At 70.4% G+C, this 15,230-nt stretch carries 16 protein-coding genes; 7 read left to right on the top strand and 9 right to left on the bottom strand.

The window, feature by feature from the left end; genetic code table 11:
- Positions 1-3: 3 nt before the first annotated feature.
- On the bottom strand, positions 4-978 hold the full coding sequence (locus tag AB0383_RS29050) for an aldo/keto reductase (protein ID WP_366189026.1): 975 nt from the start codon (positions 976-978) through the stop codon (positions 4-6).
- Positions 979-1,069: 91 nt separating this feature from the next.
- On the opposite strand from AB0383_RS29050, the gene AB0383_RS29045 reads away from it, so the two are divergent.
- A complete protein-coding gene (locus AB0383_RS29045) occupies positions 1,070-2,323 on the top strand; it encodes an MFS transporter (protein WP_366189025.1) in 1,254 nt (417 codons plus the stop codon).
- Between the two features lie 16 nt (positions 2,324-2,339).
- Here the strand turns inward: AB0383_RS29045 and AB0383_RS29040 are convergent, their stop codons facing one another.
- Entirely contained in the window at positions 2,340-2,810 is a 471-nt protein-coding gene (locus tag AB0383_RS29040; RefSeq protein WP_364184098.1) for a MaoC family dehydratase, read from the bottom strand.
- A gap of 65 nt (positions 2,811-2,875) precedes the next feature.
- Here AB0383_RS29040 and AB0383_RS29035 point away from each other — a divergent pair, with 65 nt between their 5' ends.
- On the top strand, positions 2,876-3,553 hold the full coding sequence (locus AB0383_RS29035) for a helix-turn-helix transcriptional regulator (RefSeq protein ID WP_366189024.1): 678 nt from the start codon (positions 2,876-2,878) through the stop codon (positions 3,551-3,553).
- Positions 3,554-3,598: 45 nt separating this feature from the next.
- Here AB0383_RS29035 and AB0383_RS29030 read toward each other — a convergent pair whose 3' ends face one another.
- From AB0383_RS29030 to AB0383_RS29020, 3 genes are all read right to left on the bottom strand, one after another.
- Positions 3,599-3,859, bottom strand: coding sequence for a hypothetical protein (locus AB0383_RS29030; protein WP_364184092.1), 261 nt, complete (start codon positions 3,857-3,859; stop codon positions 3,599-3,601).
- A 62-nt stretch (positions 3,860-3,921) separates the two neighbouring features.
- A complete protein-coding gene (locus AB0383_RS29025) occupies positions 3,922-5,304 on the bottom strand; it encodes an amidase (RefSeq protein ID WP_364184089.1) in 1,383 nt (460 codons plus the stop codon).
- The gene (locus tag AB0383_RS29020) at positions 5,301-6,293 is read right to left on the bottom strand and encodes a D-2-hydroxyacid dehydrogenase (RefSeq protein WP_364184086.1); all 993 of its coding nucleotides are present in this window, start codon (positions 6,291-6,293) and stop codon (positions 5,301-5,303) included. The genes AB0383_RS29025 and AB0383_RS29020 overlap by 4 nt, the downstream gene beginning before the upstream one ends.
- A 102-nt stretch (positions 6,294-6,395) precedes the next feature.
- Here AB0383_RS29020 and AB0383_RS29015 point away from each other — a divergent pair, with 102 nt between their 5' ends.
- The 3 genes from AB0383_RS29015 to AB0383_RS29005 are packed head-to-tail and all read left to right on the top strand — an operon-like array spanning position 6,396 to position 8,616.
- Positions 6,396-7,136, top strand: a complete 741-nt coding sequence (locus AB0383_RS29015) for an Asp/Glu/hydantoin racemase (RefSeq protein WP_364184083.1) — start codon at positions 6,396-6,398, stop codon at positions 7,134-7,136.
- Between the two features lie 46 nt (positions 7,137-7,182).
- The gene (locus tag AB0383_RS29010) at positions 7,183-7,917 is read left to right on the top strand and encodes a maleate cis-trans isomerase (protein WP_364184080.1); all 735 of its coding nucleotides are present in this window, start codon (positions 7,183-7,185) and stop codon (positions 7,915-7,917) included.
- A gap of 3 nt (positions 7,918-7,920) precedes the next feature.
- Complete coding sequence (locus AB0383_RS29005) at positions 7,921-8,616, top strand: GntR family transcriptional regulator (protein WP_364184077.1); 696 nt, start codon at positions 7,921-7,923, stop codon at positions 8,614-8,616.
- 433 nt (positions 8,617-9,049) lie between these two features.
- On the opposite strand, the gene AB0383_RS29000 is transcribed toward AB0383_RS29005, so the two are convergent.
- From AB0383_RS29000 to AB0383_RS28990, 3 genes are all read right to left on the bottom strand, one after another.
- Positions 9,050-9,529, bottom strand: a complete 480-nt coding sequence (locus AB0383_RS29000) for a DUF4262 domain-containing protein (RefSeq protein WP_364184074.1) — start codon at positions 9,527-9,529, stop codon at positions 9,050-9,052.
- 84 nt (positions 9,530-9,613) lie between these two features.
- The gene (locus tag AB0383_RS28995) at positions 9,614-10,672 is read right to left on the bottom strand and encodes a tartrate dehydrogenase (protein ID WP_364184072.1); all 1,059 of its coding nucleotides are present in this window, start codon (positions 10,670-10,672) and stop codon (positions 9,614-9,616) included.
- The gene (locus AB0383_RS28990) at positions 10,669-12,132 is read right to left on the bottom strand and encodes an NAD-dependent succinate-semialdehyde dehydrogenase (RefSeq protein ID WP_364184069.1); all 1,464 of its coding nucleotides are present in this window, start codon (positions 12,130-12,132) and stop codon (positions 10,669-10,671) included. Before AB0383_RS28990 ends, AB0383_RS28995 begins: the two co-directional genes overlap by 4 nt.
- Positions 12,133-12,244: 112 nt before the next feature.
- On the opposite strand from AB0383_RS28990, the gene AB0383_RS28985 reads away from it, so the two are divergent.
- Entirely contained in the window at positions 12,245-13,504 is a 1,260-nt protein-coding gene (locus AB0383_RS28985; RefSeq protein ID WP_364184066.1) for an aminotransferase class III-fold pyridoxal phosphate-dependent enzyme, read from the top strand.
- 3 nt (positions 13,505-13,507) lie between these two features.
- Entirely contained in the window at positions 13,508-14,008 is a 501-nt protein-coding gene (locus tag AB0383_RS28980) for a DUF3830 family protein (RefSeq protein WP_364184063.1), read from the top strand.
- Between the two features lie 75 nt (positions 14,009-14,083).
- On the opposite strand, the gene AB0383_RS28975 is transcribed toward AB0383_RS28980, so the two are convergent.
- Complete coding sequence (locus AB0383_RS28975; RefSeq protein ID WP_364184060.1) at positions 14,084-14,389, bottom strand: winged helix-turn-helix transcriptional regulator; 306 nt, start codon at positions 14,387-14,389, stop codon at positions 14,084-14,086.
- Positions 14,390-15,230 lie beyond the last annotated feature (841 nt).

The following is a 15,230-nucleotide window of genomic DNA, read 5'->3' as shown; positions in this document are numbered from 1 at the left end:
GCCTTAGGCGATGCCCTCCGGGCTGGCGCCACCGACCTGGATGGCGCCGGCGGTGATGCGCTCGATCTCGGCGAGGTCCTCGGGCGTCAGGTCGAGGTCTGCGGCGGCCGTGCTGGCCTCGATGTTGCGCGGCTTGCGGGCTCCGACGATGGCGACGTGGACGCCGGGTTGGGCGAGCGTCCAGGCGATCGCGAGCTGGCTGACCGACGCGCCCCGCTCGGCGGCGAACTTGGCGAGCTCGTCGACGATCTCCAGGTTGTGCCTCAGGTTTTCACCTTGGAACGCCGAGGATTTCGAGCGCCAGTCGGACTCGTCGAAGACCGAATCCGCCGTGAAGGTGCCGGTGAGCAGACCGCTGCCGAGCGGGCTGTAGGCGAGCACGCCGAGGTCGTGCTCACGAGCGTAGGGCAGCGGATCGGTCTCGATGCCGCGGCGGAACAGGTGGTACGGCGGCTGCAGCGTCTCCACCGGGCGCCTCTCGTCGAAGGCGGCGAGCTCGGCGGCGGTGTAGTTCGAGACCCCGACGTGGCGCACTTTGCCGGCGTCGACGAACTCCTGCAGCGTCGCCGCGACCTCCGCCGCCGGCGTCTCGGGGTCGGGCCAGTGGATCTGGTACAGGTCGAGGTGGTCGACGCCGAGCAGGCGCAGGCTGTTGTCGACACCCTGGGTGAGCCACTCGCGGCGCGAGTCGCGGGCCCGTTCGGCACGCGGTTTCGTGCCGCCCTTGGTCGCGATGACGACGCTGTCGCGGTCGTGGTCCAGCTCGCTGCGCAGCGCCTTGCCGAGGAGCTGCTCGGCCGCGCCGGCGCCGTAGGCCTGCGCGGTGTCGAAGAGCGTCACGCCGAGCTCACGCGCGTGCCGGATGGCCGCGATCGCCGTGTCCTCGTCGAAGGAACCCCACTGCCCGCCGAGCTGCCACGTGCCGAAGGCGATCCTCGACACTTCGAGGCCGCTCCTGCCCAGAATCGTCATACGCATGATCCTCAGGAGAGCACACGGGCCACGGCCGCGCACCACACCTGTGGCGTGCGTCCCGGCCAGCGGATATCGAGTTGTGCCGAATGTGCCGATGATCGGATACTCGCTCGCCGTGAGCCTCCTCGAGCCCCTGCGCGGCCGCAGTTTCCGCGCGCTCGCCACCGGACGGACCCTCGCCACCTTCGCCAATGCCGTCGCCCCCGTGGCTCTCGCGTTCGCTGTGCTCGACCTCACCGGTTCGGCCGTAGACCTCGGTCTCGTGGTGGGCGTGCGCTCAGTCGCGAACATCGCGCTGGTGCTGTTCGGCGGCGTGCTGGCCGACCGCCTGCCCCGCTCGGTGATCATGCAGGGCACCGAAGCGGCCGCGGCGATCACACAGGGCGCGCTCGCCGTCAGTGTCCTTTGTGGATTCGCGTCGATCCCGTTCCTCGTCGGGCTGAGCGCGGTGAACGGCGCGGTCGCGGCGATCTCCCTGCCTGCCGCGGCGGCCATCACGCCCCAGACCGTTCCACGAGACCGGCTGAGCCAGGCCAACGCCCTGATCCGCCTGCTCACCAACACCGGCCGCGTCGCGGGCGCCGGCGTCGCCGGGATCGTGGTCGCCGTGGCCGGCTCGGGCTGGGCGGTCGCGGTGAACGCGGTGCTGTTCCTCGCCGCCGCCGTCGCCTACCGCGGCATCCGCCTGCCGCGCGGCGCCCGCATCGAGGCGAGCCACCCGATCGCCGACCTCGTCGCGGGCTGGCACGAGTTCCGCTCGCGCACGTGGGTGTGGATCGTGGTGGTGCAGTTCGCCTTCGTCAACGCCGCCGGCCTCGGCACGCTCGTCGTGATCGGCCCGGTCGTCGCCGACGAGACGTTCGGCCGCACGGGCTGGGGCCTCGCTCTCGCGATCGAGACGGTCGGCTCCATCTTCGGCGGCCTCGTCGCCGCGCGCTGGCAACCCCGGCGCGCGCTGTTCGTCGGCGTGCTGCTGGTGATGACGGAGGCCCTGCCGATGTTCAGCCTGAGCCTGTGGCCCGCGCTGGTGCCGCTCCTGCTGACGATGGCCCTGGCCGGCTTGACGATGGAGCAGTTCAGCGTCGTCTGGGACGTGTCCTTGCAGGAGAACATCCCCGAGGACCGCCTCGCCCGCGTGTACTCCTACGACGTGCTGGGGTCCCTCGCGGCCATGCCCATCGGCCAGATCGCGGCGGGACCACTGGTCGAGCACCTGGGCCGCGAGCCCGTGCTGCTGGGCTGCGGTGTTTTGATCGTGATGGCGACTTTGCTCGCGCTGTCCAGCCGGCAGGTGCGCGGGTTGGTGCTCCGGCGACCGGTTGCGTCGGGCGCCCTGCCGGCCGTCTGAATCCGCCGCGAATCGGTTATTTCGGGCGCACAGCCATGAAGTTGATGGCGTGAGCGCTCATCACCACCTCGTCGTCGGCGTTGAACAGCTCGATGTGCGTGCGGAGCAGCCCGCGGTCCGGCTTGGACTTCGAGAGGCGCGCGTCCTCGATGGTGGCGCGCAGGTGGAGCTTGTCCCCAGGGCGCACGGGGCGTGGCCAGCGCAGGTCGTCCATGCCGGGGCTGCCGAGGCTGGACACCGAGGACAGGAAGTGGTCCACGAACATCCGCATCATCACGCCCGCCGTGTGCCAGCCGCTGGCGACGAGCCCGCCGAAGGGGCCGTGCTCGGCCGCGGCCGGGTCGGTGTGGAAGCTCTGCGGGTCGAAGCGGCGCGCGTAATCGACGATCTCTTCCGCGGTCACCACGGCTTCGCCGAACTCGTACACCGCGCCTTGCGGGTAGTCCTCGAACCAACGGTCGTCGATCGGCGTCGTGAACTCGGTCATGGCTCGCAGCTAACCACAACAACATTTCGCTCCGCAGCGAACTGTCCGCGGGCTAATCTCGGCCGATGACGGCCGGACCGGACATCGCGACCGTCGCGCAGGCGATCGGCGAACCGGCGCGCGCGGCGATGCTGCTGCAGCTCATGGACGGTGACGCGCACACCGCGCGCGTCCTGGCGACGGTCGCGGGTATCGCCCCGTCCACGGCGAGCGCGCACTTGCGCAGGCTGTGTGACGCGGGCCTGGTGCGAGTGGCGGAGTCCGGCCGGCGGCGGCTGCACCGGCTCGCCGGGCCGGAGGTCGCCCAGCTCGTGGAGGCCCTCGCCGCGCTCGCGCCCCCGCGGCTGCCCGCGAACCTGCAGCCGGACCAGCCGACGGACGAACTACTCGAGGCCCGCGCTTGTTACGGCCATCTCGGCGGCCGGCTCGGCGTCACGATCGCGGCACGGCTTCACGAAGACGGTGTCGTCGGCGCGCTCAGCCCCGGCGACACCGACGCAGTACGCACCTTCGACCACCCGTTGCTGACCGCACTCGGGATCACCGGAGTCACCGCGGCGCCACCCGTCCGCGCCTGCCTCGACTGGTCACAGGGCAGGGTCCACCTCGCCGGCGCACTCGGTGCCGCACTGCTGAACGGCTTCCTCGACGCGGGCTGGGTGCGCCGCCGCCCGGCCGGGCGAGCCCTGCGGATCACGCCGACCGGCCGGGACCACCTGGCGCGGCTGGCGTTTCGGTACTGAGTGTTTCCGGCAATGACGGTTCCCGGTAGTCAGGGATTCCGCTAGTCAGCGCCCGGGAGAACGCGGCTCCGGCGCGACGTCGCGGTGCCCGTCGAGCTTCCACCAGCTCTCGAGGGTCTGGCGCAGCGCCTTGAGCAGCTCGCCGCCCGTTTCGAGCGGCACCAGCGCCGTGGGGCCGTCTTCGATGCGGAGGGCGGCCGAGAGACGGTCGTCGCATTCGATGAGGCCCACGATCACGCGAGTGGGTTGACCGGTCATGTCGACAGTGGCGATCGCCTGCTCGTACCGCCAGCCCGTGGAATGCACGCGCCAGACCCTGACACAGTTTCCGGCGCTCGCGGCCGGTTTTCACCCCAACGTGCGTCGGGTCAGCGCACTACCCAGGGCCGCACCTCTTCGAGCAGCTTCGCGACGGCCAGCACCAGGTCGTCGGAGTGCCGCGGGCCCACGATCTGCAGCCCCACCGGCAATCCGGCCGACGTCCGACCCGCCGGGACGCTGATCGCCGGCTGCTGCGTCATGTTGAACGGGTAGGTGAACGGCGTCCACTCCGGCCACTCGCTCAGCCCGCTGCCCGGCGGCACGTCGTGCCCGGCCTCGAACGGCGGGATCGGGATGGTCGGGGTGATCAGCACGTCGTAGCGCGTGTGGAACTCGCCCATCAGGATGCCGAGCGCCGCGCGCGCCGCGGTGGCGTCGAGGTAGTCGCTCGCGCTGTAGGTCTTGCCCTGCTCCCACACGCGGCGCAGGCCCGGGTCGACGCGGTCCTCGCTGCCCGGCGGGAATGAGTCCAGCAGCTTCGCCGCGCCGGTGGACCACAGAATGTCGAACGACGGCTTGGGGTCCTCGAACCCCGGGTCCGCCTCTTCGATCTGCAGCCCCGCGTCGTCGAGCGCCTTCACGGCCGCCGCGATGATCGCCGCCACCTCCGGGTCGACGTCCACATAGCCGAGCGTCGGCGAGAACGCCGCGATCAGCCCGCGCACGTCGCGCCGCACGGCCTCGCGGTAGGTGCCGACGGGGGGCGCCAGCGCGGCCGGGTCGCGCGGGTCGGAAGTGGCGATCACGTCGAGCAGCAGCGCGGTGTCGTCGACGCTGCGCGCCATCGGCCCGGCGTGCGACAGCGGGCCGAACGGGCTCGCCGGGAACAGCGGGATCCGGCCGTGGGTCGGCTTCAGACCGACGATCCCGCAGAACGACGCGGGGATCCGCACCGAACCACCGCCGTCGGTGCCCACGGAGATCGCGCCCATGTCCGCCGCGACGGCCGCGGCGCTGCCGCCACTCGAGCCGCCCGCGGTCATCGCCGGGTTCACGGGGTTACGCGTGATGCCGACGAGCTCGCTGTCGGTCACGCCCTTCCACGCGATCTCGGGCGTGGTCGTCTTGCCCAGCACCACCAGGCCGGCCTCGCGCATCCGCGCCATCACGGGGCTGTCGACGTCCCACGACCCCTCGGCCGGGATGCTCGTGGAGCCGCGCCGCGTGGGCCAGCCTGCGGTGAGGAACATGTCCTTGATCGACGAGGGCACGCCGTCGAGCCAGCCGATCGGGTTGCCGTCGCGCCAGCGGATCTCGGCGGCCTTCGCCTGTTCCAGCGCGCGGTCGGCGTCGACGAGGCAGAACGCGTTGAGTTCACCGTCGCGTTCCTCGATGGCCTGCAGCGCGTCCTCGGTCGCTTCCACCGGCGAAAGCTCTCCGGTGGCGTAGGCGGCGACCAGTTCGCTGGCGGTCAGTTCCCGGTGGCTCATCCGGCTGCTCCCTGAGATTCCGACGGCACGTATCCGAGCCGTTTGTCCACGACGTTGTGCAACGGCTCCCCGGCCACCCAGCGGCGGAAGTTCGCCGCGAACACCTCTACCAGGGTGGTGCGCCAGCCGAGGAAGTCCCCCGACATGTGCGGCGACAGCAGCACGTCCGGCATGGTCCAGAGTGGACTGTCGCCCGGCAGCGGCTCGGTGTCGAACACGTCGAGGGCCGCGCCCGCGATCTGCCCGCCGCGCAACGCCGCCACCAGGTCGGACGTGACCACCAGCTCGCCGCGCCCGACGTTCACGAACCGCGCCGACGGCTTCATCGCCGCGAAGGCCGCCGCGTCGAACATGCCCTTCGTCTGCTCGGTCAGCGGCGCGACGGCCACGACGTAGTCGAAGGCGGGCAAGTGCTCGGCGAGGTGCGCGGAGTCATGCACCGTGCCGAAGTCGGGGTCGCCCGTGCGCGGGCGCCGCCCGGCCCCGGACACGCGCAGGCCGGCCGCGCGCAGCAGCCGCGCGATCGAGCGGCCGATGGGCCCGGTGCCGACCACGAGCACCTCGCGCCCGGCGACGCGTTCGGTCTCGCGGTGCTGCCACGTGCCGGCGCGCTGCAGGTCGAGCGAACGCGCGAAGTCCTTGGCGAAGGCCAAGACCACGCCCAGCACGTACTCGGCGATGGCGTCGTCGAAGACGCCCCGCGAGTTCGTGAGCACGACGTCGCTCTCGACCAGGCCGGGGAACAGCACCGGGTCGACGCCGGCGCTCGCGATGTGCAGCCAGCGCAGATCGCCGGCCGCGTGCCATGCTCCGGGCACGGCCGTGGAGAGGAAATCGTAGACGAACAGACCCTGGGCTCCGGTAAGCGCTTCGGTGAGTCCTCCCGCGTCGGTGTAACGAACCACCGCCGCCTTTTCGATAGCGGCCATGTCCGGTGGTGGAGCCGACCCGCACAGCACCGCCAGCACGGGAAATTCCGAGGCGATCACATTGACACCGTAAAAGTGGCTCGTATGATTGTCAACAATCCGAGGACGACCCCCGGAGCACCGGACGTGTCATCTGCACAGGCGTATTCCGGAGGCTGAGCCTTGGATCTGGACTTCCTCGCGTTCGAGGGCCCGCTAGCCCAGCGCGGCATCGGCGTGATCGCACCGTTCGACCTCGCCCTCGAACGCGAACTCTGGCGGTGGGTACCGATGGAGGTCTCCCTCCACCTCGCCCGCACGCCGTACGAGCCCGTGCCCGTGAGCATGGAGATGGCGCAGCTCGTGAGCGACAGCCGCCACCTCGCGGCCGCGACCCGCGACGTGCTGCACGTCGAGCCCGAGGTCGTCGCCTACCTCTGCACGTCGGGCAGCTTCGTCAACGGCATCGGCTACGAACGCTCCCTCACCAAGGCGATCTGTGACGCGGGCGCGCCCGACGCCGTGACGACCTCGGGGGCGCTGGCCGAGGTGCTGCAGCAGCTCGACCTGCACCGGATCTCGGTGCTCACCCCCTACGACGCCGACCTCACCGGCAAGCTCCACGACTTCCTCGCCGAGCTCGGCGTGACCACGGTGTCCAGCGACCACCTCGGGCTGGGCGGCGGCATCTGGAAGGTCAGCTACCGCACCATCGCCGAGCGCATCCTCGCCGCCGACCACAGCGACGCCGAAGCGATCTTCGTCAGCTGCACCAACCTCCCCACCTTCGACTTGATCGAGCCCCTCGAGAAAGCGCTGGGCAAGCCCGTGCTGACGGCCAACCAGCTGACCATGTGGGCCTGCCTGCGCCGCATGTACCTGCCGATCGTCGGCCCCGGCAAGTGGCTGCGGGAGGTCTCTTGACCCACCTGTCTAAGATTGTCGACAATCTGCGTATCCCGGAGGTTTTGTGACCACGATCGGCTTCATCTACCCCGACCACGCGGCCGAGGACGACTACCCGCTCGCCGAGCAGCTGCTCGGCGGGTCGGACGCCGACGAAGGCGACATCCGGCTGCCGGTCGAGCACATCTACGGCACCGACCTGCACGCCGTGCCAGAGCTGCTCGACCTCGGCAGCGAGGCCCGCCTCGCCGACGGCGCGGACCAGCTCGCCAAGCACGAGCCCGACGCCGTGATCTGGGCCTGCACCTCCGGCAGCTTCGTGTACGGCTGGGACGGGGCGCGCGACCAGGCCGACCGTCTCTCCGCGGTGGCAGGGGTCCCGGCATCGAGCACCTCGTTCGCCTTCGTGCACGCGGCTCAGGCCCTCGGCGTGAAGCGCGTCGCGGTGGCCGCGAGCTACCCCGACGACGTGGCGCGCTTGTTCGTGGACTTCCTCGCCGCCGGCGGTGTCGAGGTGCTGACGATGGCGAGCGCGGGCATCGACACCGCCGCCGAGGTCGGCCGGCTCGAGCCCGACGCCGTGGTGCGCCTGGCCGTGGAGAACAACCACCCCGAGGCCGACGCCGTGCTCGTGCCGGACACCGCGATGCGCACGCTCGGCGAGATCAACACCATCGAGACTGCGCTGGGCAAGCCCGTGCTCACGGCGAACCAGGTGACGATCTGGGAAGGCCTGCGACTCACCGGCACCACGCGTCTGGTGCGTTCGCTGGGCGCGCTGTTCCGGGTGAGGAGCTGAGCCGTGGTCGTCCTGCCCGACATCGAACCGGTCAGCCGGGAGTCGACCGCCGCCGTGATCGCGCGCCAGCTGCGCGACGCGATCATGACCGGCGCCCTGCCTCCCGGCACCCAGCTCGGCGAGACCGACCTCGCCTCGCGCTTCCAGGTCTCGCGCGGCCCGCTGCGCGAGGCGATGCAGCACCTCGTCTCCGAAGGACTGCTCCGCAGCGAGCGCCACCGCGGCCTGTTCGTGATCGACCTCGAGCCCAGCGACGTGTTCGACATCTACCTCGCCCGCTCGGCCGTCGAGCGCGCCGCGCTGCTGTGCGCCCTGCGCGGCGACCGCGAGCTCATCGCGGCCTCGCTGGAGCAGTTCGTGGCCGACATGGCCGCCGCCGCGAACGACGACGACCCCACCGCGCTCTCCGCCGCCGACCTCGCCTTCCACGAGGCCCTCATCAACGCCTCCGGCAGCAAACGCCTCGTGCGCATGGCCCGCACCCTCCTCATCGAGACGCGCATGTGCCTGACGCTGCTGCAGAGCACCTACCAGGGCGTGGAAGACCGCGTGGACGAACACACGCGCATCATCGACGCCCTGCGCACCGGTGACGCGGACGCGGCCCTGCACCTGCTGGACGCGCACATGGAGGACGCGATCGGCCGGCTGGTGCCGGGGACGACCTTGAAGGAAGGCGAAGCGCCGGCTCCCGCGTGACCGTGACCACGAGCCGCGACCGCGCAGGCACGGCAACACCGGCCAGAGACCGCGCCACCCTCGCGCAGGCGTCGGTCCGCCTGCGCAGGTCGCACCGCGCGCCGCCTTCGCAGCATCGCGCGTGCCTGCGACGGCAACTCGGCTCACGGGCGTGCGCACGCCGCCATGCCGCGATTCCCCTGCTGCCGCAAGGAGAAACAGTGAGCGGCGGACATTCGCACCGGACAATCCGCGAGCAAGACGGCGCCACGCCCGCCGAGCCATCGGCCGGCAGACGGCGGACAGGCTGACCGTCACGGCCGCCACGGCAACACGAGGGCCCGTGAGAGCAACCCGCCGGCGCCGGTCGCCGCGCCCCGATTCGTTCGCCGCGCAGGACAACCGCCGGCGGAGACCACGTGACAACGCCGGCCGAAGACCGCGCCACCCTCGTTCAGTCATCGGACCGCGTCCCCAGCACCGGCTGGCCACCGAGGCCGTCGCGGTAGGACGGGGACCAGGGGAAGCGGCCGGCTTCGTCGGCGTGGACGAGTTGCAAGGCGCGGATGTCATGGCCGTACAGGGAAACCGCGACCGACAGGTGCGCCGACGGTGACGTGAGGGCGACGACCTCGACGGAAGGCAAGCCCCGCAAGGAAAAGATCTCGCCGGGCTGCGGTGGTCCGGAGTCGAAGGAGCGTTCGGCGGCGGCGCCCAGCAGCAGGATGGACGGGTGTGGCGGCAGGCCGGTGACCACGAGCTCCGGCAAGCCGTGGGCCGTCAGGCCGACGGTGTAGGCCCAGGGCGGCCGGGGACCCGTGCCCAGCACGCCCTGGACGCACCAGCCGTACTCCTGGATCCGCTCGAGGATCTCCGCCAGGTAACGCTCCCCGGGTCTACCCGTGTTTTCGCGGTCCTCGCACTGCTCGCACATCGGTGCTCCCCCTCGTTCGACGAAACCGGTCCGGCGGGAGCCGGTCGGTCGAGGAGAAGTGAAGCGGGGAGCACCGACGAAAAATCAGCGGAGCGCTTCGGCCACCGCCGTGCCGAGGCGAGTTGTGGTAGCGGTGCCGCCGAGGTCGGGGGTGAGCTCGGCGCCGGCCGTGAGCACCTCGTCGACGGAGGTACGGATCGCTTGCGCGGCAACGGTTTCGCCCAGGTGTTCGAGAAGCATCGCACCCGCCAGGATCTGGGCCACCGGGTTGGCGATGCCCTGGCCGGCGATGTCCGGAGCACTCCCGTGGACGGCTTCGAACATCGACGGAAACTCACCCGATGGGTTGATGTTTCCGGACGGCGCCATGCCCAGCCCGCCCGTGACGGCGGCCGCCAGGTCGCTCAGAATGTCGCCGAAGAGGTTCGACCCGACGACCACGTCGAGCCGGTCCGGCGCCTGAACCATGCGCGCTGCCAACGCATCCACGTGCATCTGTCCACTTTCGACGTCCGGATACTTCGCCGCCACCTCGGCGAAGATCTCGTCCCAGAACGGCATCGAGTGGATCAGCCCGTTGGACTTCGTCGCCGACGTCACGCGAGAAGAACGCGTACGCGCCAGCTCGAACGCGTACCGGATGATCCGTTCCACCCCGACCCGCGTGAACACGGATTCCTGCAGCACGAACTCGTCCGGCCGCCCGGAGTTGTGCCGTCCGCCGATCGCCGAGTACTCGCCCTCGGAGTTCTCGCGGACGATCACCATCTCCAGCTCGTCGGCCGTCCGCCCCGAAAGCACCGACGTGGTGCCCGGCAGCAGCCGTACCGGCCGCAGGTTCACGTACTGCTGAAACGCGCGCCGCAGCGGGATCAGCAAGCCCCACAAGGAAATGTGGTCCGGCACACCGGGGAACCCGACGGCACCCAGCAGGATGCCGTCGAATGCCGCCAGCTGCGCCACGCCGTCGTCCGGCATCATCGCGCCGGTCTGGGTGTAGCGCTCGCAGCTCCAGTCGAACTCGGTCCACTGCAAGGAAAAGCCGTGCCGAGCAGCGGCCGCGTCCAGGACCTTGCGCGCCTCGACCGTGACGTCGACGCCGATCCCGTCGCCCGGGATGCTCGCGATGCGGTACTCACTCACAGGCTCACCGCGATGTACTTGGTCTCGAGGAACTCCTCGATGCCGACCGTGCCACCCTCACGCCCGAGCCCCGACTGCTTGATGCCGCCGAACGGCGCCGCCGGGTTCGACACGATGCCCTGGTTCAGCCCGATCATCCCGGCCTCGAGCCGCTCCGACACGCGCAGCGCCCGCTTCACGTCGCTGGTGAACAGGTACGAAACCAGGCCGTACTCCGTGTCGTTGGCCTTCGCGATCGCCTCGTCCTCGGTGTCGAACGGGGTGATCGGCGCGACCGGCCCGAAGATCTCCTCCGACGCCATCCGCGCGTCGACCGGCACGTCCGTGAGCACCGTGGCCTGGTAGAAGTGGCCGGGCCCGTCCACGGTCGCGCCGCCGGTGAGCACCCGCGCGCCGCGGTCGGTAGCGTCCTTGACCAGCGCGGTCACCTTGTTCACGGCGGCTTCGTCGATCAGCGGGCCGACGACCACGCCCTCCTCCGTGCCACGCCCCATCGCCAGCGCCTGCATGCGCTCGGTCAGCCGCCGCGAGAACTCGTCGGCCACGCCGCGCTGCACGTAGAAGCGGTTGGCCGCCGTGCACGCCTCGCCGATGTTGCGCATCTTCGCCTGCATCGCGCCTTCCACGGCGGCGTCGAGGTCCGCGTCGTCGAAGACCAGGAACGGCGCGTTGCCACCCAGCTCCATCGACGTGCGCAGCACCTTCTCCGCGCACTGCTCCAGCAGCTTGCGCCCCACCGCGGTCGACCCGGTGAACGACAGCTTGCGCGCGCGTCCGTCGCGGATCAGCGGCTCCATCACGCCACCCGCGTCGGTGGTCGTGACGACGTTCAGCACGCCCTCGGGCAGCCCCGCCTCGGCGAGGATCGACGCCAGCGCGAGCATCGACAACGGCGTCTGCGCGGCCGGCTTGATCACCATCGTGCAGCCGGCGGCCACGGCCGGGCCGATCTTGCGCGTGCCCATCGCCATGGGGAAGTTCCACGGCGTGATCAGCAGCGTCGGGCCCACGGGCTGCTTGGTGATGAGGAAGCGGCCGACGCCGTTGGGCGCCGTCGCGTACCCGCCGTCGATGCGCACGGCCTCCTCGGCGAACCAGCGGAAGAACTCGGCGGCGTAGGTGATCTCGCCCGCGGCCTCGGCCAGCGGCTTGCCCATTTCGAGGGTCATCAGCAGCGCCAGCTCGTCGCGGCGCTCGATCAGCTTGTCGTAGGCCCGGCGAAGGATCTCGCCTCGTTCACGGGGTGCGACGGCGGCCCAGCCGGCCTGCGCCGCGACGGCCGCGTCGAGGGCCGCCATGCCGTCCTCGGCGCCGGCGTCGGCCACCTCGCACAGGGCGGTGCCGGTGGACGGGTCCTGCACCTCGAAGGTCTTCCCGCTCTTCGCGGGCACCCACTTGCCGCCGACGAAGAGTTCCTTGTCGACCGCGCCGACGACGCCGGCTTCAGTGATCGCGCTCATCCAGCTTGCTCCTCCGTGTTGTCCCGAGGCCATGCTATGGATATTGTCAACAATCGACAACCGCACACAGTGCTTTCCCGAGCAACCTCACACCAAGAACCAGGAGCGCCGCATGGCCGAGCTTTCCCCGCTGCTCAAGCAGGCCACTCCCGTCGTGGTCGACCACGGTGAAGGGGTGTACCTCTACGACGTCGACGGGAAACGTCACCTCGACTTCACCGCGGGGATCGGCGTGACCAGTACCGGCCACTGCCACCCGCGCGTCGTCGAGGCCGCGCGCGACCAGATCGGCAAGCTCATCCACGGCCAGTACACGACCGTGATGCACAAGCCGTTGCTGGAGCTCACCCGCCGCCTCGGCGAGGTGCTGCCGACGGGTCTCGACTCGCTCTTCTACGCCAACTCCGGCAGTGAAGCCGTCGAAGCCGCGCTGCGCCTCGCGCGCCAGGCGACCAAGCGCCCCAACGTGATCGTCTTCCAAGGCGGCTTCCACGGCCGCACGGTCGCGGCGGCCACCATGACCACGTCCGGCACCCGGTTCAGCACCGGTATCGGCCCGCTGATGGGCGGCGTGCACGTGGCCCCGTTCCCCTACGCCTTCCACTACGGCTGGGACGAGCAGACCGCCACGAAGTTCGCGCTGCGCGAGCTCGACTACCTGTTCCAGACCGTCTCCGCGCCGAGCGAGACGGCCGCGTTCTTCGTCGAGCCCGTGCTCGGCGAGGGCGGCTACGTGCCGGCCAACAACGAGTTCATGGCCGGCCTGCGCGAGCGCGCCGACCGCCACGGCATCGTGCTCGTGGTCGACGAGGTGCAGGCCGGGTTCGGGCGCACCGGCAAGTTCTGGGGCCACGACCACTTCGGCATCACACCGGACGTCGTGCTCATCGCGAAGGGCCTCGCGAGCGGCTTCCCGCTGTCAGGCATCGCCGCTTCGCACGAGCTGATGACGAAGGCGTACCCGGGTTCGCAGGGCGGCACGTACGGCGGCAACGCGGTTTCGTGCGCCGCGGCGATCGCGACGCTCGACGTGATCCGAGACGAGAAGCTGGTGGAGAACGCCGCCGAGCGCGGCCGTCAGCTGCTCGAAGGCGCGCGGCTGATCGCGGACAAGACGCCGGCGATCGGCGACGTCCGCGGCCTCGGCCTGCTCGTGGGCACCGAGTTCACGACCGCCGACGGCGAGCCGGACGGCGCGACGGCCGCGGCGGCCCAGCAGCTGGCGTCGAAGAGCGGCCTGCTGCTGCTCACCTGCGGCGCCTACTCGAACGTGGTCCGCATGGTCCCGCCGCTCGTCGTGAACGCCGAGCAGGTCGACGACGCACTGAAGATCTGGGGCGACGTCGTCGCCTCCGTCACCGCAGGGAGCTGAGGAATGGCGCGCTACATCACGATCACACTCGACAAGCGCGGCGTCTCCTGCCGCGCGCGGCTGCTCGACGCCGAGGCGCCGCGCACCTGCCAGGCCGTATGGGACGCGCTGCCGCAGAGCGGCTCGGCCTACCACGCGAAGTACGCGCGCAACGAGGTCTACACGCTCGTGCCGCCCTTCGCGAACCCCAAGCCGGGCCGCGAAAACCCGACGATCACGCCGATCCCGGGCGACGTCGTGTACTTCGGGTTCGAGGCGTGGGAGATCGGCAACCCCGCGTACGGCTACGACGACGGCAGCGAGGCCCACGGCGACCAGGGCGCCACGGACCTCGCGATCTTCTACGGGCGTAACAACCTCCTGATCAACGGCGACGCCGGCTGGGTGCCGGGCAACGTGTTCGCCACGATCGAAGAGGGCCTGGCCGATATGGCGGCGGCCGCGCAGGACCTGTGGCTGCGCGGCGTCGAAGGCGAGACGCTCACCTACGCCCGCGCCGAGTAAGACCCCCAGCGAAGGCCTCCGCGTCCGGTGTCCGGACGGGCGCGGAGGCCTTCGTCGTCCCCCAGCGCCCCCGGCTCAGCCGGCGCCGTTGACGTAGTTCTCGTACAGCGCCGTCCACACGTCGAGGTCGGCCAGCTCGTCGGCCAGGCACCGGCCTTCTTCGGTGAGCGCGAACCGCGTGTCCGGCGCCGGGCGCTCGTCCCATGAACCAGTCCCCCGGACGAGCCCCTCCGCGGCGAGCACCCGCAGCACCCGGGCGAGCCAGCGACGCGACAGTCGGGTGCGCCTGCGCAGTTCGGTGAAGCCCGTCTCACCCTCGGTGAGCACGTCGATCACCTCGACGGCCTTGCGGTAGCCGGTCACGTGCAGCGGTCCGGGCACGGCACACCTCCTTCGCCCGCGACGCTAAAGCGGTCAGGCACAAGGAACTCGGGCCGTTGACGAAGCTTTGACGCGGCCGCCGCGGGCGTTGACACCGCGCCTCCATCACCCGGGCGTGTGAACCTCCGAGACTCACCATTCGTGGCAGCCCCATCACCGGTTCGGGTAACTACGACGCTCGGTTGTCGCAACGGCAGTCTGCTACCCAGAGTGATCAACTGCGCTCGCGGCTACCTACGGTGGCCGTCCGTCCACAATGGCACCCCGCCGAAGAACACGAAAGCCTTACGCGTTTACGGTGGAAGATTCGTAACGCCCACCCCAGCCGTCGAATGGCTTTTTGACACCACGCCAGGGCGGTGAAAATCTTCGTTCGCTCCTCGCGAGAGCACAACTGAACACAAATCAGAACAAGGAGCCCCTCAATGCACACGTTCATCCAGCACGCGCACCACGGCCACGACCTGATCACGGGTCTGCTCGCCCACCTGGCGCACGTGCTCGGCTGGCTTGTCTGATCTGGCGGCAAGGTTTCACCGGGGGCCGGCCTGTTGGCGCGGGCCGGTCCCCTCGGTCACCCTTTCTCCGAGACACCAGCGCCGAATCACCCGCTACGCCGTGCGCAACGGCGTGGCACAGTTTTCCTTCCGGCCATTTTTCGGCGACTCGCGGGGCGTCGCCGAAATGGTCGTTTTTTCATTTCCCAGTGGAGGGCACGCGGCACCGAGGCCACCGGTCGCCGCAGGGGCGCGAACGGTCCCCTCGCGACACGCCTCCCGTGAACGTGAAGAAGTTTCATAGCGAGCCCTCCGCGCGACGTACTACGCTTCGGTAACCAGGC

This window comes from Amycolatopsis sp. NPDC051373, assembly GCF_040689465.1.
GTDB lineage: Bacteria > Actinomycetota > Actinomycetes > Mycobacteriales > Pseudonocardiaceae > Amycolatopsis.
This window is presented reverse-complemented; position numbering and strand designations above follow the sequence as displayed.